This window comes from Actinorectispora metalli (assembly GCF_056323685.1).
The window spans coordinates 1,352,435-1,375,136 of the sequence record NZ_JBREYE010000002.1 but is presented as its reverse complement, the minus strand read 5'-3'; the positions used below and the strand labels follow the sequence as shown (position 1 = coordinate 1,375,136).

The following is a 22,702-nucleotide window of genomic DNA, read 5'->3' as shown; positions in this document are numbered from 1 at the left end:
TTGCGGGTCCTCTCCATCAGGGCCGGGTCAGGACGAGAAAACGCTGGCGCCGCGGTCGGCGGGGCCGACGGCGTGCCGGAACGAGGCGAACAGCTCGCGGCCGGTGCCGGTTTGCGGGGACAGGCTGGGGGCCTCGACAGGGCGAGCGGCGAATTCGGCGTCGTCCACCAGGACGCGCAGGGTGCCAGTCTCGGCATCGAGTTCCAGTGGGTCGCCATCGCGGACGCGGGCCAGCGGTCCGCCCGCGGCGGCCTCGGGGGTGAGGTGGATGGCGGCGGGCACCTTCCCGGAAGCGCCGGACATCCGGCCGTCCGTGACGATCGCGACCGCGAAGCCCCTGTCCTGCAACGAGCCCAGCGCGGGGGTGAGCTTGTGCAACTCCGGCATGCCGTTGGCCCTGGGTCCCTGGTGACGCAGCACCGCGACGAAGTCCTGGTTCAGCTCGCCCGCGCGGAACGCGGTCAGGAACTCGGCTTGGTCGTCGAACACCCTGGCCGGGGCACGCACGGTCCGGTGCTCGGGCTTGACGGCGGAGGTCTTGATGACCGCCTGCCCCAGGTTCCCGGTGAGCAGCCGCAGACCACCGGTGAGCGAGAACGGATCGGCGGTGCCGCGCAGCACGTCCTTGTCCAGGCTCTCCCGCGGGCCGTCCCTCCACACGAGACGGTCGCCGTCCAGCGCGGGCTCGGTGCGGTAGTTCTCCAGGGTGCCGCCGCCGACAGTGCGGGCGTCGCCGTGCAGCAGGCCCGCGTCGACCAGATCGCCGATGAGGAACGCCATGCCGCCCGCGGCGTGGAAGTGGTTCACGTCCGCGGTGCCGTTGGGGTAGATCCGGGTGAGTAGCGGCACCACCTCGGACAGCTCAGCGAAGTCCTGCCAGGTCACCGTGATCCCGGCCGCCGCGGCCATCGCCACCAGGTGCAGGGTGTGGTTGGTGGACCCGCCGGTGGCCAGCAGCGCGACCACGCCGTTGACGACAGCGCGTTCGTCGACAAGCTCGCCGATCGGGGTGTACTCGCCGCCCAGCGCGGTGAGGCCCACGACGCGGCGGCCCGCGGCATCGGTCAGCGCCTGCCGCAGCGGGGTGCCGGGGTTGACGAAGCTGGCGCCGGGCAGGTGCAGGCCCATGACCTCCATCAACAGCTGATTGGAGTTCGCGGTGCCGTAGAAGGTGCAGGTACCGGGCCCGTGGTAGGAGGCGGACTCGGCGGCCAGCAGTTCGTCCCGCCCGATCCGGCCCTCGGCGTGCAGCTGACGCACGCGGGCCTTCTCGGCGTTGGGCAGCCCGGAGGTCATCGGCCCGGCGGGCACCAGGATGACCGGCAGGTGCCCGAAGGACAACGCGCCGATCACCAGCCCCGGCACGATCTTGTCGCAAACGCCCAGCAGCAGCGCGGCATCGAACATGTCGTGGGAGAGCGCGACCGCGGTGGACATGGCGATCAGATCGCGGCTGAACAGCGACAGCTCCATGCCCGCGCGGCCCTGGGTGATGCCATCGCACATGGCGGGCACGCCGCCCGCGAACTGCGCGACCCCGCCCGCCTCGCCGACCGCCCTCTTCAGCAGGCGGGGGAAGTCCTCGAAGGGCTGGTGGGCAGAGAGCATGTCGTTGTAGGCCGACACGATCGCCACGTTGGGCTTGACCGCGGCGCCGAGGATCAGCTTGTCGCCGGGCGCGCAGGCGGCGACGCCGTGGGCGAGGTTGGCGCAGCCAAGCGAGCCCCGGGCGGGGCCGGTGGCCGCGGCGGCGCGGATGCGCGCCAGGTAGTCGAACCGGTGTTCCACACTCCGCGCGGTGATCCGTTCGGTCACCGCGGCGATCGTGGGGTGCAGGGTCACGGAAGCTCCTCCTCGTGCCAGGTTCGGCCGTCGCGTTCGATCAGTGCGGTGGCGGCGGTGGGACCGCTGGTGCCCGCCGCATAACGTTGAGGGACAAGGCCGGACTCGGCCCAGGCGGCGAGGATCGGCTCGGTCCACTCCCAGGCGGCCTCCACCTCGTCGCGGCGCATGAACAGGGTGGGGTTGCCGCGCACCACGTCCATCAGCAGCCGCTCGTAGGCGTCGGGCAGCCGGGCGCCGAAGGTCTCGGCGAAGCTCAGGTTCAACGGCACCTGCCGCAGCCGCACGCCACCGGGCCCCGGCTCCTTGGTGACCAGGTGCAGCCGCACGCCCTCATCGGGCTGGAGCCGCAACACCAGCCGGTTGGGGGCGATCGAGGAATCGCCGATGCCGGGGAAGATCGAGTGCGGCACCTGCCGGAACTGCACCACGATCTCGGATGCGTGCCGGTCCAGCCGCTTTCCGCTGCGCAGGTAGAACGGCACCCCGGCCCACCGCCAGTTCTGGATCTCTGCCTTGAGCGCCACGAACGTCTCGGTATGGCTGACGTGGCCCTCAAGCTCGTCGCGGTAGCCGGGTACCGGCTTGCCGCCGACCAGCCCGGCGACGTACTGCCCGCGCACCACGCGGCCGCGGACCTCGCCGCCGGTCATCGGGCGCAGCGCCTGGAGCACCTTGAGCTTCTCGTCGCGGACGGCCTCCCGGCCAAGCTGGTTGGGTGGCTCCATCGCGACCAGGCACAGCAATTGGAGCAGGTGGTTCTGCACCATGTCCCGCAGCGCGCCCGCGGTGTCGTAGTAGCCCGCCCGGCCGCCCGCGCCGATCGACTCGCTCACGGTGATCTGCACGTGGTCGATCTGACTGGAGTTCCACAGTGGCTCCAGCAGGGCGTTGGCGAAGCGCAGCACCAGCAGGTTCTGCACCGTTTCCTTGCCGAGGTAGTGGTCGATGCGGAAGATCTGCTGCTCGGTGAACACCTCGCCGACCTGGTCGTTGATGCGCCGTGCGGATTCGAGGTCGTGGCCGATCGGCTTCTCCAGTACGACCCGCGACTCCTCGGTGACCAGCCCGTTGCTTTGCAGCCCAGCGCAGATCGGCCCGAACAGCCGGGGCGCGGTGGACAGGTAGAACACCCGCACCTTGCCCGGCGCGTCGAGCAGTGCGGTGAGTTCCGACCAGCTGTTGGGTTCGGCCACGTCGATCGTCACGTGGTGCAGCCGCGCCAGGAAACGGTCGGTCGCCTCGGGGGTGATGGTGTCCGCGGGCACGAAGTCCAGCAGCTCGGACGTCACCTTGTCGCGGTAGCCCGCGTCGTCAAGACCCGCCCGTGAGACGGCGATGATCCGCGAGTCCGGTGTGAGCTGGCCGTCCCGATCGCGCAGGTAGAGGGCGGGCAGCAGCTTGCGCCTCGCCAGGTCCCCGGTGCCGCCGAAAACAACGATGTCGCAGGGCGCGACCAGTGGCGCGACCGGCATGGGGCGTCTCCTTATAGACCAGTTCTGCTTCGTCAAGTACCACGTTAGAGATACTTCGTCACTCTATCAAGCAAACTTAGGTACTTTAAAAACATAAGCACAACGGTATGGTGCATGAACGAGTCATAACCGAGTGAAATTCAGGTGAACGGGTTGGCGAGACGACCGTCATGGACGCCGGTCGCATCGGCCGGTGAGGTGTTTCGGCTGATCAGGAACGGCGATGCGACCACAAGAGCCGACATCGGCCGCCTCACCGGGCTGTCCCGCACCGCCGTCTCGCTGCGGTTGACCCAGCTTCTCGACCAGGGCTTGGTGGTGGAGCGGGCCGAGGCCGAGTCGACCGGCGGCCGCCCGCCCATGCGCCTGGACTTCAATGCCGAGGGCGGCATCGTGCTGGCCGCCGCGATCGGCGCCAGCCGCGCCCAACTGGCCGTCTGTGACCTGCACGGCGCGGTGCTCGCCGAAACCGATCTGACCGTCGACTTCCACGACGGCCCCGGCGCCGTCATGACCTCGGCCGTCAAACACCTGGACACCCTGCTCGCCGACACCGGCCACGCCGACGCGAAGGTCCGCGGCATCGGCGTCAGCGTGCCCGAGGCGGTGGACGTCCGCACCGGCCGGGGCGTCCAGCCGCCGCTGCACCCGGATTGGGAGAACATCGCGGTGCCGGAGTTCTTCACCCGTCGCTTCCCGGTCCCGGTCATGGTCGACAACGACGTCAACGTGCTCGCGCTGTCCGAACACCGCCGCCATCCCGGCGTCGACGACGTCCTGGTCGTCAAGGCCTCAACCGGAATCGGCGCGGGCATCATCGCGGGCGGCCGCCTGCAACGTGGCGCACTGGGCGCCTCCGGCGAGATCGGCCACATCAAGCTGGCGGCGTCCGAGGTGGTCTGCCGCTGCGGCAACACCGGCTGCCTGGAAGCGGTCGCGGGCGGCTGGGCACTCGCCCGCACGCTGACCGACCTCGGCCGCCCGGCCCCCGACGCCAAGGCCGTCGCCGAACTGGTCCGCGCGGGCGACCCCGAGGCGCTGCGCCTGGTCCGCGAGGCGGGCCGCCGGATCGGGGAGGTCGTGGCCGCGGCGGTGAACCTGCTCAACCCGGCGCTGATCATCGTCGGCGGTGACCTCGCCCAAGCGCACGACCCCCTGATGGCGGGCATGCGAGAGCTGATCTACCAGCGCGCCAACGCCATGGCCACCCGCAGCCTGCTCATCGAACCCGCCCTCTCCGACGATACCGCCGCGGTCTCGGCCTGCGCCGTGATGGTCCTGGACGACATCCTGTCCCCCCGTTCGGTGGACGCCACCATCGCCCAGCAACACCCCTGAGCGCCCGGCCGATGCCCACGACGCCGCTGCCGGTCGCCGAACCGGTTGTGAGCCGGTGGCGCAGGCACGGTCGGTGCCTGGACGACTCTTCCTGCGCTGAACCGTTCAGTCCGGTGAGCGCCAAGCACGACGTGAAGAAGGACGAGTGAGCGACAGGAGGATCGGGCCGTAGTGCAGAACCTGTTGTCGAGCAGTCGTTCCAGGAGCAGCTGCGCTTGGCCTCCCGCGTCGATCCGCACTTCGGGGAAGACCGCCGCGCGATCTGTTTGAGCGCATTCACCGTCCGCGACGAGTACCGGCATCAGCAGCCGGCCGCCGTCGCAGTTCGCCGAATCAGTTGTGGACGGGATGCAACAACCGGGCGACCGCCTGCCGGCAAGGGCTTCCCTCCCCCCTCTCCCTCTCCGCCAAGGGGGACGGTTCGAACCCATCGAACCGGGAACACCTGCGGTCGATGTGTGAGGACGGCAGTGCGGCGCTGGACGCCTCAATCCGGTGAGCGCCGGGGATACCGGCCGGTGAGGCGACCCAGCTTCAGCGCCAGATGCAGGCAGAGCCGCTGGCTGCCGTCCTTGAGGTCGGCGCCGGCCAGCCGCTCGATCCGACGCAGCCGGTAGTACAGCGACGCCCGATGCAGATGCAGCCGCTCGGCCGCGGCAGGCACATTTCCCGCGAGGTCCAGATAGGTCTCCAGCGTACGCAGCAGCGACTGGTTGGCCTGGTCGCCGAACAGCCGCTCCAACTCGGGGTGCACGCTCGCGGTGGCCAGCGTCGCGGCCGGGAGGTCGGCGAACATCCGGTAGATCCCCAACTCCTGCCACCGCACGACCCGACCCGACTCCGGCAACCTGGCCCCGATCCTCGCCGCGGCCAAGGCTTCCCGGTAGCTTTCCCGCACGCTGTGCAGCCGCCGCCGCGGCTCCCCGATGCCGACGACCACCTCCGGCGAGTCCGTCCACCGCTCGGCGAGCATCCGTGGGCAGGTGTCGGCCCAGGTCTGCACGATCACGCTCGGGCAGGCCAATTCCACGGCATCCGGTGCCAATTCGAGGGCCAATCCGGAGAATTGGCCCCTTTCCAGCGAAATCCCGGCCACCACCAACGCCACCACAGGCGTCGCCCCCAGCCGGGGATGGCTGTCGGCGAGCCGACGCGCCGCCCGTAACCGCCCGGGCTCATCCTCGCCGAGCAGCATCCGAACCAGCGCGGCCTCCCCGGCTTCGCGACGAGGGGGTATGGGCGCCAGTACGGCGTTGAGGCTGGCAATCGCCTGACGCACCGTCGCCAGGGTGTCATCGGGCAGGGAGGCGGCGTTCTCGAGCACAGCTGACCTCGCCGGGTTTCACACGCAGGGACCGCCCACGGTAGGTGCTGTCACCCGCCGGAAGCAGCCCCGCGACCCGTCCTGTCAACCTCTGTCAAACCGATGGCCCGCGGTCCCGGTGATCCCCTTGCGCTGCTTCCGCATGTTTCTCGGAGATGCCGCCGGGCAGCACCAACCCGTCGCTCACGCTGAACCGTTCACGCCGATCGAGATTCGCAGGAAATGCGCACCGGGCACCCCAGTGACCGCACCGATGGCCCGCCTTGCCGTGGCCGAACCGACCAGCGGGGGGGGGGGGGAGTCAAGCCCATCTCGCCGGTGAGTTTGGAACCGATGCGATCGGACAGCGCCACCAGGGTGACACTCCTGCATTCCGCCTTCTACCTCGAGTCTGTGACCACACGGCCGAACCCGGCGGCATGGTGAGCCGATCTCGCCACGCTTAACATCCGTCCGTCAACCGAGAACCGGTCCGGGGCGGCGGTATTCCGCGGCCCCGGACCGGTGGCCCCGGTGATCAGCCCGCGAGCGGAATGGTCACCGTGCTTCCCGTCGGGGTGAGGCGCAGGCGGGAACCCGCCAACGGGCGGAGGGTGTAGTCGTAGTCGGTGGAGATCACCACCAGCCCGATCCGTCTGCCCGCGGCGAAAACGTGGTCCTTGGGCTGCATGTCGAAGCGCATGGCATAGGTCTGGCCCTGGGTCACCTTCTCGCCCGCGGTGACGGAGTTGCGATTTTGCGGGTCCAGCCAGCCTCGGGTGACGATCACCGGGGCCGCGCTGCTGCCCGCGGGGCCGTAGTCGACCAGCAGGGCGGTGAGGTTGGCGTCGTTGCGGTTCTCGATCGCGACCCGGAGGTCGACGGTCACCGTGCCGGACAGCCGTTTCGCGGTCGGCAACGGGTCCGAGCGGTACACCAGCCGGGCCGCGTTCGCGGCGTCCGGACCGGACACCAGGTTGCCCGCCGCGGTGCTGCGGCCCTGGTCCACAAAGGACTGATCGGCGCCGCCTGCCTGCGCGGGGGCGAGGCGACCGGGGGCGGTGGCCGAGTCGGTGCCCAGGTGGTAGGTCACCTGACGGGCGGCGGGGTCCGGCCAGTCGGCCATCGTCCGCCAGTTGCCGTCGGCGTGCTGCACCTGCGCCATCGGCTCGCGCATGATGCCGTTGTCGGTGCCCTTGAGCCAGTAGTCGAACCAGCGCAGCAGCGTCGACTGGTAGTCGCTGCGGGACGGCGGACCGTGACCGCCGCGGTGCAGCCAGATCTTGCGCGGCACATTGTGTTGGCGCAGCGCCTCCCACCACTGCGAGTACTGCTTGCCCTTGACGTTCCAGTCCGAATGGCCGTGCACCACGAACACGCTGGCCTTCACCTGGCCCGCCAGCCTGGTGTAGTCGCGGTCGGCCCAGAACTTGGTGTAGTCACCGGTCACCCGGTCCTGGCCGCGGGTCAATTCGGCGATCTCGTCGTCGCAGCCGCTGCGGGTCACCACGCCCTTGGCCAGGCCGTCGGTGTCCTCGCCCTGCCAGCCGCCGGGCGCGACGACCAAACCGTTGGCGCGGTAGTAGTCGTACCAGTTGGACAACGCGGCGACCGGCACGATCGTGCGCAGACCGTCAACACCGGTGGTCGCGGCCATATTGGGCAGCGTGCCGTTGTAGGACACCCCGGTCATGCCGACCTTGCCGGTGCTCCAGGTCGCCGTCACCGGCCGCCCGCCGGAGTCGAAGGCCTTGGCGCGGCCGTTGAGCCAGTCGACCACCGCCGTGGTGCTCAGCGTCTCCTTGGCATCGCCGCTGGTGGGGCAGCCCTCGGAGGCTCCGGTGCCGATGCTGTGGCCGTGCACGACGGCATAGCCGCGCGGCACGAAATAGTCCACCATCCAGTCCGGTGCCATCGCCTTCGCGGCGGTGCCCGGCTCGGGCTGAGACAGGCTGCGGGGGAACAGGCCCTCCTGCGGCAGCCGATCCACATTGACCTGGTGCCGGGGCACCGGGCCGAGGCCCGAACGGTACGGGCTATGCTCGAAGATCACCGGCACCTTCGTGCTGCCCGATGGGCGGCTGATGTCGATGGCCACCCGGTCCGGGCGGCCATTGCGGTCACTGTCCACTGTGGTCTCGACGAAGACCCGCTCCGCGACGGCGCCAGCATCGGGCGCGGCGGAGGCGACCGGCGCCACCGCGTGTCCTGCGATGAGGAGCCCCGCCACGACCAGGCGGCTCGTGGTACGAACCATGTTCATTCCCTTCTGGGGACTCGTGAGTGCGGAGTCGCGTTTCACGGCGACCCCGCACTCACGACTCAACCGAAGCGCCAGGTCAGGCCGCCGCGGGCAGGTGGACGGGGGGAGCGGTGGCGCCTGCCAGCTTCCAGCCGGTGTAGGCGGCCGCGTTGGTGCTCACGCCCATCACCTTCGCCGCGATGTTGTTGATGTTGTCGCAGCGCGAGTGGTAGCAGGGGTCGTTACCGCTGGAGATGCCGCCGATCGGCACCCCGATCCGCTGGAACGACGCGTGGTCGGAGTTGCCCGCCACGTTGCTCAGCCGGTACGGGATGTTCTTGCTCCGGAAGTACTCCACGAAGGTGTCCCGGATACTCGCCGTCGAGTTGTAGACATTCCAGGTGGTGGTGGCCTTCGCGCCCACCATGTCGAAGTTCAGGTACGCCTTGATCTTGGCGCGCTCGGACTGCGGCAGGTTGTTGGTGTGATACCGGGAGCCGACCAGCCCCTGCTCCTCGGTGCCCCACCAGCCGAACCGCAGCCGCTTGGTGGTTTTCAGGTTGGACTTCGCCGTGGTCAGCGCGGTCTCCAACACCGCGGCCGAACCGGTGGCGTTGTCGTTGATGCCAGGGCCCGCGGCCACGCCGTCGAGGTGACCGCCGAGGAAGATGATCTGGTTCGGGTCGCCGACCGGCCAGTCGGCGGTCAGGTTCCAGCTTGTCGCGCCGTTGTAGGTGAACGACTGGAGCACCGTCTTGTAGCCCGCGGCTTCCAGGGTGGACTTCACGTAGTCCACGGATGCCTTGTAGCCGGGTCGGCCGTGTGTCCGGTTGCCGCCGTTGCGGTCCGCGATGGACTGGAACGCCCGCAGGTGCACCATCAGGTTCTCGGCCGGAATCTCCGGCAGCGCGGCGACCGTGGCGATCGTGTCGTTGGTGGAGGTGGGTATGGCGGTGGCGGACGGTGCGGTCAGCCCGAGTACGACGACCGAGGCGGCCACAACCGCGCCGCCGAGCCGATCGAGGAATCTCATCGCTTTCTCCTTGCAGCAGGGATGGAGCAGGCGAAAACCCAACGAATCACGGGTGGGCGGGGGAGAGCACCAGCCTGTTGTCGCGAGTCCGGCCGCCCGCTTTCGACAGGTGCCGAAACTCCCAGCCCGCGCGCCGGTAGTCCCAAAACCGCCACCCGCGTCCTCTGGTGGCGGGTCTACCGTGAAAATCCCTGCAAAACAAAGACATTTCCGACCGCGACCTTGCCTGCGGCCGGGAAGGGAGTCTCTGTGCGTCGCACACTGTTCGCCGCCATCAGCGGCATCGTGTTGGGCACGACCCTGAACATGGTCGGCCCTGCCCCCGCCATCGCCTCCGACGACATCCAGCCCTACATCGTGGGCGGAGAGAACGTCGCCTCCGCGCCCTGGGCCGCGGCCGTCTACATCAACGGCCGCTTCACCTGCTCCGGCAGCGTGATCGGCACCCAGTGGGTGCTCACCGCCCGACACTGCCTCGGCTCCAACATGAGCGTCCGGGTTGGCAACGTGGTCAAGGAGCAAGGCCAGCAGGCCAGCGTCGCGAGCACCCACGGCTACAGCCGGGGCGACCTCGCACTGCTGCGCCTGTCCACCACCGTCAGCGCCACCCCCGCCGCGCTGGCCAGCCAGGATCCGCCGCGCAACTCCACCAACCAGATCTACGGCTGGGGCGGCGAGAACTGCAACGGCACCCTGCCCCGCCAGCTCAAGCGCGCGAACGTGACCTTCACCAGCATCGGCCAGGACGCCTACAACGGTCCCGCGCTGGCCAGCCGAGGCCAGAACGGCTACGCATGGAAGGGCGACTCCGGCGGTCCGCAGATGTACAACAACACCATCGTCGGCGTTGCCTCCACTGCCAACTGCAGCGGGAACCAGTGGTACGCCAGCGTGGCCTCCGGCCGCGCCTGGATCCGCCAGACCTCGGGCATCTGAGCCCGGCGCCCTGGGGAGCCGCCACGGCGCGGCTCTCCAGGGTCAGGCGTCCATGACGTCCCACCAGGAGGCGATGGCCGGGATGGGGAGAGTGGCGCCCTCGGACACCGTCGGTGTGGTGGTGCAGCCCGAGGCGCCCGCCGGTTCGGGGCCGGTTTGAACTCGGGGTCGGTGTAGCTGGTGTAGCGGGGGGCCTTCAGCGCCCAGTCGATGTTGCCGCGGATGGCGTGGCCGAGGCAGGCCAGGTACATGCGCAGGGCGCGGCTCACCCGCCGGTTGGCGATGCGCTCGCGCAGCCGTAGGAACATGTCCATCACCTGGTCGCGCAGCGCGAACGCCTCGAACACCGCGTGCTCGAGGCTCCAGCCGAACTCCGCGATCAACACGTTCACCAGGTTCTGGTCGGCGTGGTCGAGGTCGGCCTCCTTGCGGTAGGAATGCAGGTCGTTGTCCCAAGCCGCGACGAGTGTGGCCATCTCGGTGACCGCGCGGACCTGCGGCGAGTCGAACTCCTTGGCGGGCACCTCGGCATCGTTGGCGATCTCCAGCATGGCCAGCGTCGGCGGTCCGCCGCAGCTGCACAGCCGCATCGAGGTGTACTCGTTGAGCGGGGGCATCCGGTCCCGGGCTCGGTTGCCGATCTGCCACGCCACGCCGTAGAGCCATTTGCGGTGGGCGTTGACGTACCGGGTCCACTGGGTCGGCGTCGCGCAGGACTCCAGGCTGCGGCCGATGTCCTGCATGCCCGCGACATACCTGTTCACCGCGGGCAGCGGCCGCCACGGGTTCTTCAACGCGCGCTGCGTCATGCCCGCCATCGACTACGGAGGCGGTCTCGCCTTCGCGGGCGACGGATTGCACCGGCTGTCCATGGATCTGGCCACCGGCGCCGCGGGCGTGGTGCTGGCACTGGCCACCGTGCACGACCGGGAATGCGAGTTTCTCCCGCTGCTGGACTCCCACAGGTCCCCTACCAAGCGACCGGGCGCGAACCGCGCCCGGCCTCGGTGATCCCAACGGAAAGAAACCAAGATGGAGCAGGTTTTAGCACTACAGGAGCTGGACGCCGAACCCGAGCGGCCCGGGCTTGAGATGAACAGCTATTTGAGTCTGTTGCTCTGTTTCCCTGACGACGGCAACGGGGATGGAGTGCGGCGCTGACCGAGGAGCCGATGAGCCGAGGCGCCCGGACCCGCCCGTCCGGGCGCTCTCGACACGAAACGAACTGTCGAGTAACTTACCCGCAGTAACCTCGTGGAGGTGATCATGCGGGTGACAGCCACTCCGATGGTGCGGACCGGCAGCGGCGAGCCGGTGCTGCTGATCCACGCCTTCTCCCTGTCCCACCACGTGTGGGACCGCGTCATCGAAGAACTCGCGCCGAACCACGAGGTCATCGCCGCGACCATGGCCGGGCACTGGGGCGGCCCGAAGACCCGCTTCCGCGAGGTCAACATCCGCAACTACGCCGACGCGCTGGAACGTGTCATGGACGAGGCGGGCTGGGACACCGCGCATATCGTCGGCAACTCCCTGGGCGGCTGGGTCGCGTTCGAACTGGAACGCCGGGGCCGCGCCCGGTCCGTCACCGCCATCGCCCCAGCGGGCGGTTGGCGTCAGATCTCGCTGGCCTCCACCCGCATCGGCCTCTGGTTCCTGCTCCGCTTCCCGGCCGCGGTGATCGGCCGCCTGCTCGGCGACCGCATCCTCACCAGGCGCTTCATCCAGCAGCAGGTGCTGCGCGCGCTGGTGGTCAACGGCGCCGCGGTCAGCCCGGAGGTCGCGCTGCGGCTGCTGCGGGCGTCCACGAACTGTCCGGCGTACCTGGGCACCCTGTGGTCGGGGCTGCGCGACGGCGGCATCACCGGCCTCGACCTGGTGAAGGCGCCGACGCTGCTCGCCCTGTGCGAGCGTGACGTGCTGCTGCCGCCGCGGGTGTACGGGCGGATGTTCCAGGAACTGCTGCCCGCCTCAGCCGAGCGGACCGTGCTGCCCGGCGTGGGGCACGTGCCGATGTTGGAGAACCCGTCGCTGATCGCCTCCACGATCTCCGAGTTCGTGGCCAAGCACGCTCAAGGCACCAGCCGCGCTGGCCGCGCCGAGGTTGTCCCTGATGACACGGCCGGATTGACCTGACACATCAGCACTCTTGCGGCGCCGCGAGTGACCCCTCATCACGACTCCGACTTGAGGACACGACGGGACCTACCGCGAGCCGGTGGCCACCGCCCTGCGCATCAAGATCACCGGCTACGCGCAGCTAGCGGGCAAGGAACTCCCGCACCTCGCGGCTGAACTCCGCGGGCCGCTCCAGGTTCAGCATGTGGCCCGCATCGTCGAAGGTGACCTTGCGGGCGTTCGGGGCGTCGTGGATCAGCAGTTCCACCATGGCATGCACATCGGCGTTGTCCACGCTGCCCACCAGCACCAGCACCAGCGTGTCGGCGTCCAGTTCCTGGAGTCGGGTGACGGCGTCGAGTTCGGTCGAGAACTGGCCTGCCCGCCCGTGGATTCGCACGGTGTCCGCGATCATCTCCCGGCTGCGCGCCCGCACCTCGGAGTCCACCTCCTCCGGTGGCCGGTGAGGGCCGTCCACCCACATCCGCAGGATGTTCTCCACCACCCCCGCCTCGTCGCCCGCCGCCCTGGCCTCGCCCAGCCTCCGCAGGTGCTCGGTGACGAACGGGTCGCGGAAGGTCATCCCGCTGAGCACCGGGGCCACCAGCACCAGCGCGGCCACCCGGTGCGGGTGGGTCAGGGCGTAGTCCACCGCGATCCTGGCGCCCATCGAGTGCCCGACCAGGGTGGCCCTGTCCATTCCGAGGGCCGCCGTCAAGACGCGGAGGTCCTCGTGGTGGCTGAACTCCGCGGTCGGTGTGTCCGAAGAGCCCTGGCCTCGCAGGTCGTAGTTCAGCACCCGGTGGCGTCGCGCCAAGGCCGGGACCTCCGCGGTCGAGGTCCTGCTGTCGGTGGAACCGCCGTGGATCAACACCACCGGTTCACCGTGGCCGGTCACCGTGTGACTCAACGTCATCCGCACGCCCTTTCCCCAGCCGAGCCTAGCGATGCCTGCGGACAAACGAACGCCAATGGACTAAGGACAGCCCATTGGGAGAAATGAGAGCATCCGGGGCAACCCTGCGAGGCGAGGAGTGATCGGTGGCGACGGACAAGCTGCAGGTCGGGGGAGCGGAGTACGAGCGCGTCGATGCCGGGTACCTGGAGCGACGCCAGTTGAAACGGGGCGCGGCGGGCTGGGTCCTGCTGGCCGGGCTCGGTGTCTCCTACGTCATCTCCGGTGACTTCGCCGGCTGGAACTTCGGCCTGAACGTCGGTGGCTTCGGCGGGCTGCTGATCGCCACCATCCTGATGGCCACCATGTACACCTGCATGGTGTTCGGCCTCGCCGAGCTGGCCTCCGCCATCCCGGTCGCGGGCGCGGGCTACGGCTTCGCCCGCCGAGCCTTGGGCCCGCTGGGCGGGTTCGCCACCGGCACGGCCATCCTCATCGAGTACGCCATCGCCCCCGCCGCGATCTCCGTGTTCATCGGCGGCTACGTCGAAGCACTGGGTCTCTTCGGACTCACAAACGGCTGGCCCGTCTACCTCGCCTGCTACGCGATCTTCGTCGGCATCCACCTGTGGGGCGTTGGCGAGGCGCTGCGGCTGATGTTCGTCATCACCGGCATCGCCGTCGTCGGCCTCATCGTCTTCGTGGTCGCGATGATCCCGCACTTCCGCATCGACAACCTGCTGACCATCGCCCCCACCGACGCCGCGGGCGCCAGCGCGTTCCTGCCGTTCGGCGTCACCGGCATCCTGGCCGCGCTGGTCTACGGCATCTGGTTCTTCCTGGCCATCGAGGGCGTCCCGCTGGCCGCGGAGGAAGCCCGCGACCCCAAGCGGGACATGCCCCGCGGCATCATCGCCGCGATGCTCGTGCTTCTCGCCTTCGCCGCACTCATCGTGGTGACCGCCCCCGGCGGCGCGGGCGCGGAAACCATCCGGTCCTCCGACAACCCGCTGCCGCTCGCCCTGCGCACCGCGCTTGGCGACGGCAGGCTCGCGGCCTTCGTCAACTACGTCGGCCTGGCGGGCCTGGTCGCGAGCTTCTTCTCCATCATCTACGCCTACTCACGTCAACTCTTCGCGCTGAGCCGCGCCGGGTACTTCCCGCGCTGGTTGTCCGTCACCGGTTCCCGCAAGACCCCGTACCTCGCCCTGCTGGTCCCCGCCGGGATCGGCTTCACGCTGGCCGCCATCACCAGGGACGGCGCGCTGCTGATCAACATCGCCGTCTTCGGGGCGACCGTCTCCTATGTGCTGATGATGCTGGCGCACATCGTGCTCCGCATCCGCGAGCCGGAACTGGACCGTCCATACCGGACGCCCGGCGGTCTCGTCACCACCTCCATCGCGCTGGTGCTCGCGGTGGCCGCGGTGGTGGCGACGTTCTTCGTCGACGAGGTGGCCGCCGCGATCACCGCGGGCATCTTCTGCGTCGCCATCGGCTACTTCTGGCTGTACAGCCGCCACCGCCTGGTGGCCGACGCCCCAGAGGAGGAGTTCGAGGCGATCGAAAAGGCGGAGGCGGAACTGGAACGATAGGACCATGGGCGACGATCACGCACTGGCCGGAAACCTCGCCGCGGTCGCCGGAGATCTGTTGCTGGACCTGCGGCATGCGCACCCGCCTGGCCCCGAGCTTGGCCGTATCGCCGACCGCGCGGCACACGAGTTCATCGTGGGTGCGCTCGCCGAGCACCGCCCCGGTGACGCGGTGCTGTCCGAAGAGGGAGCCGACTCCGCGGCGCGGCTCGACGCGCGGCGGGTGTGGATCGTCGACCCCTTGGACGGCACCCGTGAGTACAGCGAGGCAGGCAGGCGGGACTGGGCGGTGCACATCGCGCTCTGGGAGAACGGCGACCTGACCGCCGGGGCACTGGGGCTGCCCGCCCGCCAGGTCGTGCTGTGCACCGACAATCCGCCTGCACCCGCGCCGACACACGCCACACCCGTACGGATCGCGGTCAGCCGCACCCGACCGCCCGCGGTGCTCGCAGGCTTGGCGAGGCTCCTGGATTTCGAGGTGGTGCACATCGGCTCCGCGGGCGCCAAGACTGCCGCCGTGATCACCGGCGAGGTGGACGCCTACCTCCACGCGGGCGGACAGTACGAGTGGGACAGCGCCGCCCCCGTCGCGGTCGCCAGGGCAGCGGGCTTCCACGCGTCCAGACTGGACGGCTCACCCCTGGTCTACAACAACGCCGACCCCTATCTGCCGGATCTCATCGTCTGCCACCCGGCGCTCGGCGCCGCGCTGGTGGCGGCGGTGCGTGAAGTGAGCAGCGAAGACGCCCCTGAGTGACCGCCCGGCCGTCCGGTCCATCCCGATCGGGTCATTGACCACTTGCGTCCCTGCGCAGCAGGCTGACAACTGCCCTGCAGTACCTCCGTGGCCACGACGATCAGCCCAACTGACTCGACCTTCCGGCTTTGGACCGAGTCGGCTCACAAGGAGTAGGCGCGCTCATGCAGGCGTTCACGCTGCCCGATTTCTACATGCCCTATCCCGCCCGCCTGAACCCGAACGTGGAGCGCTCCCGCGCGCACACCATGGAATGGGCCCGCGAGATGGGCATGCTCGACTACCCGGCGCCGGGCGGCGGCGTGGTGTGGACCGAGGACGCTCTCGCCGCGATGGACTACGGCCTGATGTGCGGCTACACCCACCCGGACTGCGACGGCCCCACCCTTGATCTGATCACCGACTGGTACGTGTGGGTCTTCTTCTTCGACGACCACTTCCTCGAGATGTACAAGCACACCCGCGACCTCAAGGGCGGGCAGGCCTATCTGAACCGGCTGGAGCGGTTCATGACCCGCAGGGGCGGGCGGTCGCCGAAGGTGACCAACCCGGCCGAGGCGGGCCTGAAGGACCTGTGGGCGCGCACCGTCCCGGCCATGTCCGACCAGTGGCGGGAGCGGTTCATCCGCAGCACCCACAACCTCATGGTCGAGTCCATGTGGGAGTTGGTGAACATCGACATCGGGCGCATCGCCAACCCGATCGAGTACATCCAGATGCGCCGCCGCGTCGGCGGGGCGCCCTGGTCGGCGAACCTGGTGGAGTACGCCGTTGGCGCCGAGGTGCCCGACGCGCTGGCCGCCACCCGGCCGCTACAGGTGCTCACCGACACCTTCGCCGACGGCATCCACCTGCGCAACGACATCTTCTCCTACCAGCGCGAGGTGCGGGAGGAGGGCGAGAACTCCAACGCGGTCCTGGTGTTCGAGCGGTTCTTCGACTGCTCCACTCAGGACGCCGCCGAGCTCACCAACCAGCTGCTGACCTCGCGGTTGCAGCAGTTCGAGAACACCGCACTGACCGAGGTGCCCACGCTGCTGGCGAGCACCGGCACTCCGTTGCCGGAGGCATTGGCCGTCGGCGCCTACGTCAAGGGCCTGCAGGATTGGCAGGCGGGCGGCCACGAATGGCATGTCCGCTCCAGCCGCTACATGAACGCCGAGGCCGTCGGCACGCACCCCGGCATGGGCGCCCGCGACGGAATCGGCACCTCCGCGATGCGGGTCGGCCCGGAGAACCTGGGCCTGCGGGAACGCTGGCGCGCGCACGGCTACATCCCGTTCCAGGACACCGGTCCGCTGCCGCTGCCCGACTTCTACCTGCCGTATCCGTTCAAGACCAGCCCGCACCTGGACGAGGCCCGCCGCTACACCGAGGAATGGGCCCGCGACATGGGCTTCTTCGACACGCCGCCCGGCGCGGCGCGGCCGGTGTGGGACGCCCGCCGCTTCCAGGTCTTCGACCTCGTGCACTGCGGCGCGATGATCCACAACGAGGCGTCCAAGGAGGAGCTGTTCCTGACCGGGGACTGGCTGTCCTGGGGCACCTACGGCGACGACTACTACCCGTTCGTCTTCGGCCTCGCCCGCAACGTGCCCGCGGCGATGGCCACCACCGAGCGGTTCTCGCTGTTCATGCCGCTCGACGATGAGCCGATGCCCGAGCCGGTCGGGCCCATGGAGCGGGGGCTGGCCGATCTGTGGCGGCGCACCGCGGGGCCGATGAGCCGCGAGGCGCGGCGGGTGTTCCGCAAGGCGGTCGAGGACATGGCCGAGGCCTGGGTGTGGGAGGTCGCCAACCAGTCGGAGAACCGGGTGCCGGACCCCGTCGACTACGTGGAGATGCGCCGCAAGACCTTCGGGTCAGATATGACCATGTCGCTGCGCAAACTGGCCGACTTCGACGTCCTCGACCCGGAGATTTTCCACCACCGCACCATCCGCGAGATGGAGACCGCCGCCCAGGACTACGCCTGCTTCACCAACGACGTCTTCTCCTACCAGAAGGAGATCAAGTACGAGCTCGAGGTGCACAACATGGTGCTGGTCGTGGAGAGGTTCCTCGACATCGACCGCATCCAGGCCCGCGACATCGTCAACCGGCTGATGACCCAGCGCATGCAGCAGTTCGAGCACATCGTGGCCAACGACCTGCCCAAGCTGTTCGAGGACTTCGGACTGGACGAGGAGTCCCGCGCCGCGCTGAACCGGCATGCCGAGAAGCTCAAGGACTGGATGGCCGGGATCATGGAGTGGCACGTCCAGTGCAGGCGCTACCGGGAGAACGAGCTCAAGCGTCACCACGAAGGCCTGCTCCGCGAGGCGTTCACCCTTGCTCCGACCGGCCTCGGCACCTCCGCCGCCCGGCTTAGCCCGTCGGCAGCCCCTCACTAGCTGCTCGACCGCTACTCGACGCTTCGCCGGGACGGCGCCCGGACAGCCACCTGCCGCACGCATTCGCGGCAGGTGGCTGTTGGCGTTGATGCGCCATGACAAGATGACCGTCATTTTCGAGCCGCGCCACTAAGAATGGTGGTGTATTCACCGGCTACATTTCGCGCCGTTGTGTCGCCTGGTTACGGAACCATAAAGTTGTCCTCGGTACCTCGCCGTGCGAAAAGTCCGATTTTCGTTTCGGCCAGTCGGTATTGTGAAACAGGAGGACACCCGTGAACAAATCCACATACCGGCCGAGCAGATTTCGGCGTATGACGATTGCCTCGGTTATGGTGACCGCACTCGGAGCGGCGATAACCGGCTTCGCAGGGACGGCCAATGCCGCGCCCGCCCAATTCACCTACGAGATCATCGGTAGCACCCACCTGGCCAAACCCAACGCCGACATGGCACTCGGGCCTGGCAGACTGGTGGCCAACATCGACCTGAAGACCGGTGACTTCACCGGCGACCTGGAGCTTCCGCCGTCGACCGCGGCGTTCAACGCGTTCCTCTTCATGCCGGTCTCCTCCGATGTGGAATTCATTCCCGTCGGTCCGGTCAAGGGCAACCTGAAGGACGGTAAGGTCACCGCCACGCTGGGGATGAATATCCGACTCAGCAACGTCCGGGCGGGATTTGTTTTCCCGGTGCCTGCCGGAAATGACTGCGGCCTGTCCGAGCCGTTGAACATTCCGCTGGTTTCCGGTAGTGCTTTCGACCCGACCAAGGGTGGCATCATCGAGTCGAAATTCGATATCGGTGGCTTCGCCAACTGCGGCATTGTCACCCCGATCGTGTCGATGCTGGCCTCCGGGCCGGACAACACGCTCAAGGTGGAGCTCAAGCTCAAGAAGTAGTCCGTGAACGCGAAGGTGGGGCGGCTCGGTCGAGCCGCCCCACCTTCGTTTTCTACCTCCGGACTGCTTGCCCCAGGTTCGAGGCGAGCAGGCGCTGTGCCCGGAGGGCGATCTCGAGCTCCAGACGATCGTCGGGGTTGTTCAGGCGGTCGCCGAACAGGTCCTCGATCTGGTGCATCCGGTACCGCACGGTCTGCGGGTGCACGCCGAGGCTCTTGCTGACCTCGGGCGCGCTGCCCCGGTTCTCCAGCCAGGACAGCAGCGTCTCCGCCAGCCGCTTGCGCTGGTTCATCGACAGCGCCGCCAGCGGAGCCAGACAGCGCTGGGAGACCTGGCTGGTGAGCGACTCGTCGGAGAACAGCCACATGGTGACGAAGTGGTCGGTGCACCGGACCACCGGCATCTCCTGGATGATCCCGCGCCGCACCAGGCCCAGTGCCCGGCGAGCCAGCCGCAGTGAGGTCGGCGCCTCGGCCAGCGGCATCTCCGGTCCGGTGGCCAGCCACCAGCCGGGCAGCAACTTGCCCAGCTGCTTGAGTTGGTCGAGGTCCGGGACCAGCAGATAGGGCTCCGGGTGGTCCAGATCGGCCAGCACGGTGTCCGGCAGTCGCTCCGCGCTCCGGCCGCCGCGGGACTCCAGCGCTACTGCGGTCACCCGCTCCGGCAGCGCCCACTGGGTCTCCTCGGCCAACTGGGCGAGCGCCTCCGGCGCGGCCGCGGGCTCGGCGAGCAGCGTCTCCAACAGCTGCCGCCGCCTGCGTTCCCGGGATGCCGCGGCCTTCGCCTCTGCCGAGGAATAGCCGTCAACGGCCAGGGAGTTGAGCTCCTCGATATAGGTGAAGATCGCCTCACCGATGAGGAACAGGAGGTCGGCGGAGGCGCCGGTGTACTTGGCGATGGCCACCGCGTGCCGCCAGGCCACCCGCCCGCCGATCCGACAGGCGGTGCGCAACGGCTCCAGCGAGCGGCCCGCCTCGTACTCGGCGCTGCCCAGCTTCTGGATGAGCTCCGCCCACTTGTCCTGGCACTGGTTGGGGTTGCCCACGTTGCCGAGCACATGCGCGATCGCGCCCTCCACCGTGGCTACCATCGTCCTGCGGTAGTGCTCGATCCGGCCGTACTCCGGTACCGCCCGTTGGATCTCCTGCACCATGTCCCGGACCATCCGGGCGGAGTGCGCCCGATACTGCGGCACCAGCTCTCGGGGCAGCGAGGCCCACAGCTGGGTCGCCCTGCTCGCCGCGCCGTTGTTCTGCCGGATCGCCCTGGGGCGTCGGCTGACGTGTCGTGACTGGACAGCGGCTGTGCCGGCCGGGGATTCCCGGTCAACCAACATGATCGTCCTTCCGCCGAGAACAGCACTGAAATCGGCAAACTGGGGAACGTCGGCCATGCCTTGGTAACGGGTCAGCTTGAACACAGTGACGGTCGACACCGTAGAAACCTTGGACGCCTGTGCCAGTCGTAAAGTGGTCACAGACATTTTCATGCTTCGACCCCGCCGAGTTCGGCCCGCGCCCGATTTAGGCGATTGCCGCGACACGTATTCGATTGCGGCGGAAACCGCCGTTTACACGCTTTACTCCAGGCCGGATCCGTAAGGGAAGGCGTAACGGCCACCGCCGTTTGTGCCGTCCTGACAAGACGTGCTGGATCGCGCAACCCGGATAGCCGCAATTCGTTGCCTGCCTTGCGAGGCGTGCGGCGCCGAAAGTAGCGTTCACGCCGAACGTGAAGGAATTTCACCTGGTGGTTTTCGTCTGAGGAGATTGGCATGCCCACAACTCTGCGCATTTCCGGTGCCCTGCGCGGCGCCGCGGCCCTGGCCGCGCTCGGCATGGCCGTACTGGCCGCCACCGTCGCCGCGGCAGCGCCCCAGGCACCGGTGCGGGCCACCGCGGCCGTGGAGAAGCCGGTGACGTTCAACTGCACGTTCCCGCTGATCGGGCAGAAGCCGGTCAAGGCGCTGGTGAAAATCACCTTCCCCGACTCGGGAAAGGTAGGCGAAAAGATTCAGCCCACCGACTTTCTCACCGCGGTCACCATTGACGCGGATGTGTCGAACGCGATGCGCCTGATCGGCGCCGATTCCGTCGAAGGCACCGGGTCGACCGATGTCGACGTCAAGGTCATCGACACCGAACTCGGCGTCACGCTCAACGGCCTCGTCATTCCCAAGACGAAGGTTCCCGCCGAAGGCGAGACCGTCGTCAACGTGACCGGCCCGATTCCGGGCCTCAGCGTGAAGAAGCCAGGCGAGATCTCCTTCGCCATCGGGCAGCAGTTCAACGGCACTGTCACCCCGCGCCGCGCGGACGGCTCCGAAACCGACCTCGGCACATTCGACCTGCCGTGTGTCGTCGCGGAGGGACAGGACCTCGCATTGGCCACGATCGCGGTCAGCTAGCGGAAAGGGTGGTCGGCGTGAACAGATTGTGCGCGGTATTCCTGGTGATCATCGTGATGGCCGTCGGAGAACCCGCTACCGCGTTCTCCGCGCCGACCACCCACGCCAGTTCGCTCGGCCCTTTCCCTGGCGATTTCATCCCGATCTCGCAGGCCGCGGTGATCAGGACGGTCCAGCCGGGGCCGAACGCCTCTCGGGGCACCGTGGTCATCGACTGCGGGACCAACCTCAACAACCACCACAACGGCGACAACTTCATCGCCGCCCCCGGCAAGTTCAACGGTGCCGAGCACCTGCACGACTACGTGGGCAACCTGTCAACGGACGCGTTCTCCGACGACTTCAGCCTCTCCTCGGCGGGCACCACCTGTGAACGCGGCGACCAGTCCGCCTACTTCTGGCCGGTGATGCGGCTCAACAACCGGGGCTCCTCCGACCCGGACCCCGACCTGAGCCACAACGTCGGCGCCGTGGTGAAGGCGGCGGTGGCCAGAATCGAGTGGCGTGGCAGCCCGGTGCAGAAGGTGCGGCAGATGCCCCGCTTCCTCAAGATCCTCTACGGCGATGCCAAGGTCAACGAGAACGGCCCGACCTTCGCCCGCGCGTCCTGGACCTGCACCGGTTTCGAGAACCGCATCTCCAACAAGTACGCGGTGTGCCCCGCGGGCAGCAGCCTGCTGCGCGTGCACGACTTTCCAAGCTGCTGGGACGGCCGCAACACCGACAGCGCCAACCACCGATCCCACGTGACCTTCGCCCAGCGCAACGGCTTCTGTCCGCCCGGCTTCGTGCCGATCCCGCAGCTGCGCATCACGCTGCGCTACGACATCCCCGACGACGCCATGCGGGCCAGGGCATTCGCGGTGGACGGCTTCCCCTCGGCCAAGCACAGCCCCTTCTCCGACCACGACGACTTCGCCAACGTCATGCCCGACTCGCTGTCCCGCGAACTGGTCGACCGCATCAACAACGGCTAGGGCTGCCAGTCGACGAGGGTGCGCAGCGCGGCGGAGGTCTCCGCGAACCCGGCATCACCGAGCAACGCGCGCAACTCGCGGTTGAACTCCGTGATCACGGGCCGGACGTCGGCGAGTGTCCTGGTGCCTTTCGCGGTCAGCTCGAGCACCACGGCCCGGTGCTCGCTGGGATGCGCGGACTTGGCCACCCATCCGCCGTCCACCAGCCGTCCGACCATCGCGGTGATCGCCGACTCCCGCTGGCCGAGCTCGGCGGCGAGTTCCTGCTGCCGCAGCCCCGGCCGCTCGGCCAAGGCGAACAGGGTGCCCAACTGCGCGGTGGTGATCCCCGCCGCGTCCAGGCACCGCCGGTCCGCGATCACGCGCAGCTGGTGCGCCGCGCGCTGCAGCAGGAAATACAGGCGGTGGTCCTGGGTCATGGAGACGATGTTGACACCCCTTCGCCCGGGTTGCCATCATCAATTCACTAGTGAAGTGAGCACCATG

The 22,702-nt window shown here is 68.6% G+C and carries 18 protein-coding genes and 1 pseudogene; 10 read left to right on the top strand and 9 right to left on the bottom strand.

Annotation, left to right across the window (positions count from 1 at the left end):
• Window positions 1-27 precede the first annotated feature (27 nt).
• Window positions 28-1,842, bottom strand: coding sequence for a phosphogluconate dehydratase (gene edd, locus ACU6XJ_RS26730; protein WP_476317451.1), 1,815 nt, complete (start codon window positions 1,840-1,842; stop codon window positions 28-30).
• Entirely contained in the window at window positions 1,839-3,317 is a 1,479-nt protein-coding gene (zwf, locus tag ACU6XJ_RS26725) for a glucose-6-phosphate dehydrogenase (protein WP_476317448.1), read from the bottom strand. The genes edd and zwf overlap by 4 nt, the downstream gene beginning before the upstream one ends.
• A gap of 153 nt (window positions 3,318-3,470) precedes the next feature.
• Between zwf and ACU6XJ_RS26720 the strand changes: the two genes are divergently transcribed.
• Window positions 3,471-4,655, top strand: a complete 1,185-nt coding sequence (locus ACU6XJ_RS26720) for an ROK family protein (RefSeq protein ID WP_476317445.1) — start codon at window positions 3,471-3,473, stop codon at window positions 4,653-4,655.
• A 487-nt stretch (window positions 4,656-5,142) separates the two neighbouring features.
• Here ACU6XJ_RS26720 and ACU6XJ_RS26715 read toward each other — a convergent pair whose 3' ends face one another.
• The 3 genes from ACU6XJ_RS26715 to ACU6XJ_RS26705 all read right to left on the bottom strand — a co-directional run bounded on the left by ACU6XJ_RS26715 (window position 5,143) and on the right by ACU6XJ_RS26705 (window position 9,233).
• The gene (locus ACU6XJ_RS26715) at window positions 5,143-5,979 is read right to left on the bottom strand and encodes a PucR family transcriptional regulator (RefSeq protein WP_476317442.1); all 837 of its coding nucleotides are present in this window, start codon (window positions 5,977-5,979) and stop codon (window positions 5,143-5,145) included.
• 517 nt (window positions 5,980-6,496) lie between these two features.
• Window positions 6,497-8,215 (bottom strand): Xaa-Pro dipeptidyl-peptidase, encoded by a 1,719-nt coding sequence (locus ACU6XJ_RS26710; RefSeq protein WP_476317439.1) that lies wholly within the window; start codon window positions 8,213-8,215, stop codon window positions 6,497-6,499.
• An 82-nt stretch (window positions 8,216-8,297) separates the two neighbouring features.
• On the bottom strand, window positions 8,298-9,233 hold the full coding sequence (locus tag ACU6XJ_RS26705; RefSeq protein ID WP_476317436.1) for a M28 family peptidase: 936 nt from the start codon (window positions 9,231-9,233) through the stop codon (window positions 8,298-8,300).
• Between the two features lie 249 nt (window positions 9,234-9,482).
• Between ACU6XJ_RS26705 and ACU6XJ_RS26700 the strand changes: the two genes are divergently transcribed.
• Window positions 9,483-10,169, top strand: coding sequence for a S1 family peptidase (locus ACU6XJ_RS26700; protein WP_476317433.1), 687 nt, complete (start codon window positions 9,483-9,485; stop codon window positions 10,167-10,169).
• A gap of 374 nt (window positions 10,170-10,543) precedes the next feature.
• Here the strand turns inward: ACU6XJ_RS26700 and ACU6XJ_RS26695 are convergent.
• Window positions 10,544-10,912: pseudogene (locus ACU6XJ_RS26695) on the bottom strand (terpene synthase family protein); the annotation flags it as partial.
• Here ACU6XJ_RS26695 and ACU6XJ_RS26690 point away from each other — a divergent pair.
• Both ACU6XJ_RS26690 and ACU6XJ_RS26685 read left to right on the top strand, forming a co-directional pair.
• A complete protein-coding gene (locus ACU6XJ_RS26690; RefSeq protein ID WP_476317431.1) occupies window positions 10,911-11,180 on the top strand; it encodes a hypothetical protein in 270 nt (89 codons plus the stop codon). The pseudogene ACU6XJ_RS26695 and the gene ACU6XJ_RS26690 sit on opposite strands and share 2 nt — an antisense overlap.
• A 255-nt stretch (window positions 11,181-11,435) precedes the next feature.
• Window positions 11,436-12,305 (top strand): alpha/beta fold hydrolase, encoded by an 870-nt coding sequence (locus tag ACU6XJ_RS26685; RefSeq protein ID WP_476317428.1) that lies wholly within the window; start codon window positions 11,436-11,438, stop codon window positions 12,303-12,305.
• A gap of 124 nt (window positions 12,306-12,429) precedes the next feature.
• Here ACU6XJ_RS26685 and ACU6XJ_RS26680 read toward each other — a convergent pair whose 3' ends face one another.
• On the bottom strand, window positions 12,430-13,203 hold the full coding sequence (locus tag ACU6XJ_RS26680; RefSeq protein ID WP_476317425.1) for an alpha/beta fold hydrolase: 774 nt from the start codon (window positions 13,201-13,203) through the stop codon (window positions 12,430-12,432).
• Window positions 13,204-13,328: 125 nt separating this feature from the next.
• Between ACU6XJ_RS26680 and eat the strand changes: the two genes are divergently transcribed.
• The 4 genes from eat to ACU6XJ_RS26660 all read left to right on the top strand — a co-directional run bounded on the left by eat (window position 13,329) and on the right by ACU6XJ_RS26660 (window position 18,832).
• Entirely contained in the window at window positions 13,329-14,777 is a 1,449-nt protein-coding gene (gene eat / locus ACU6XJ_RS26675) for an ethanolamine permease (RefSeq protein ID WP_476317422.1), read from the top strand.
• Between the two features lie 4 nt (window positions 14,778-14,781).
• Entirely contained in the window at window positions 14,782-15,537 is a 756-nt protein-coding gene (locus ACU6XJ_RS26670) for a 3'(2'),5'-bisphosphate nucleotidase CysQ (RefSeq protein WP_476317419.1), read from the top strand.
• A 164-nt stretch (window positions 15,538-15,701) separates the two neighbouring features.
• Window positions 15,702-17,930, top strand: coding sequence for a terpene synthase family protein (locus ACU6XJ_RS26665; RefSeq protein WP_476317416.1), 2,229 nt, complete (start codon window positions 15,702-15,704; stop codon window positions 17,928-17,930).
• A 314-nt stretch (window positions 17,931-18,244) separates the two neighbouring features.
• Complete coding sequence (locus tag ACU6XJ_RS26660) at window positions 18,245-18,832, top strand: hypothetical protein (RefSeq protein WP_476317413.1); 588 nt, start codon at window positions 18,245-18,247, stop codon at window positions 18,830-18,832.
• 52 nt (window positions 18,833-18,884) lie between these two features.
• Here ACU6XJ_RS26660 and ACU6XJ_RS26655 read toward each other — a convergent pair whose 3' ends face one another.
• Window positions 18,885-20,168 (bottom strand): PucR-like N-terminal domain-containing protein, encoded by a 1,284-nt coding sequence (locus tag ACU6XJ_RS26655; RefSeq protein ID WP_476317410.1) that lies wholly within the window; start codon window positions 20,166-20,168, stop codon window positions 18,885-18,887.
• Window positions 20,169-20,606: 438 nt separating this feature from the next.
• Between ACU6XJ_RS26655 and ACU6XJ_RS26650 the strand changes: the two genes are divergently transcribed.
• Together ACU6XJ_RS26650 and ACU6XJ_RS26645 are read left to right on the top strand one after the other, a co-directional pair.
• The gene (locus ACU6XJ_RS26650) at window positions 20,607-21,239 is read left to right on the top strand and encodes a DUF6801 domain-containing protein (protein ID WP_476317407.1); all 633 of its coding nucleotides are present in this window, start codon (window positions 20,607-20,609) and stop codon (window positions 21,237-21,239) included.
• Window positions 21,240-21,256: 17 nt separating this feature from the next.
• Window positions 21,257-22,216, top strand: a complete 960-nt coding sequence (locus ACU6XJ_RS26645) for a DUF1996 domain-containing protein (protein ID WP_476317404.1) — start codon at window positions 21,257-21,259, stop codon at window positions 22,214-22,216.
• On the opposite strand, the gene ACU6XJ_RS26640 is transcribed toward ACU6XJ_RS26645, so the two are convergent.
• On the bottom strand, window positions 22,213-22,635 hold the full coding sequence (locus ACU6XJ_RS26640) for a MarR family winged helix-turn-helix transcriptional regulator (protein WP_476317401.1): 423 nt from the start codon (window positions 22,633-22,635) through the stop codon (window positions 22,213-22,215). The two genes, ACU6XJ_RS26645 and ACU6XJ_RS26640, sit on opposite strands and share 4 nt — an antisense overlap.
• Window positions 22,636-22,702 lie beyond the last annotated feature (67 nt).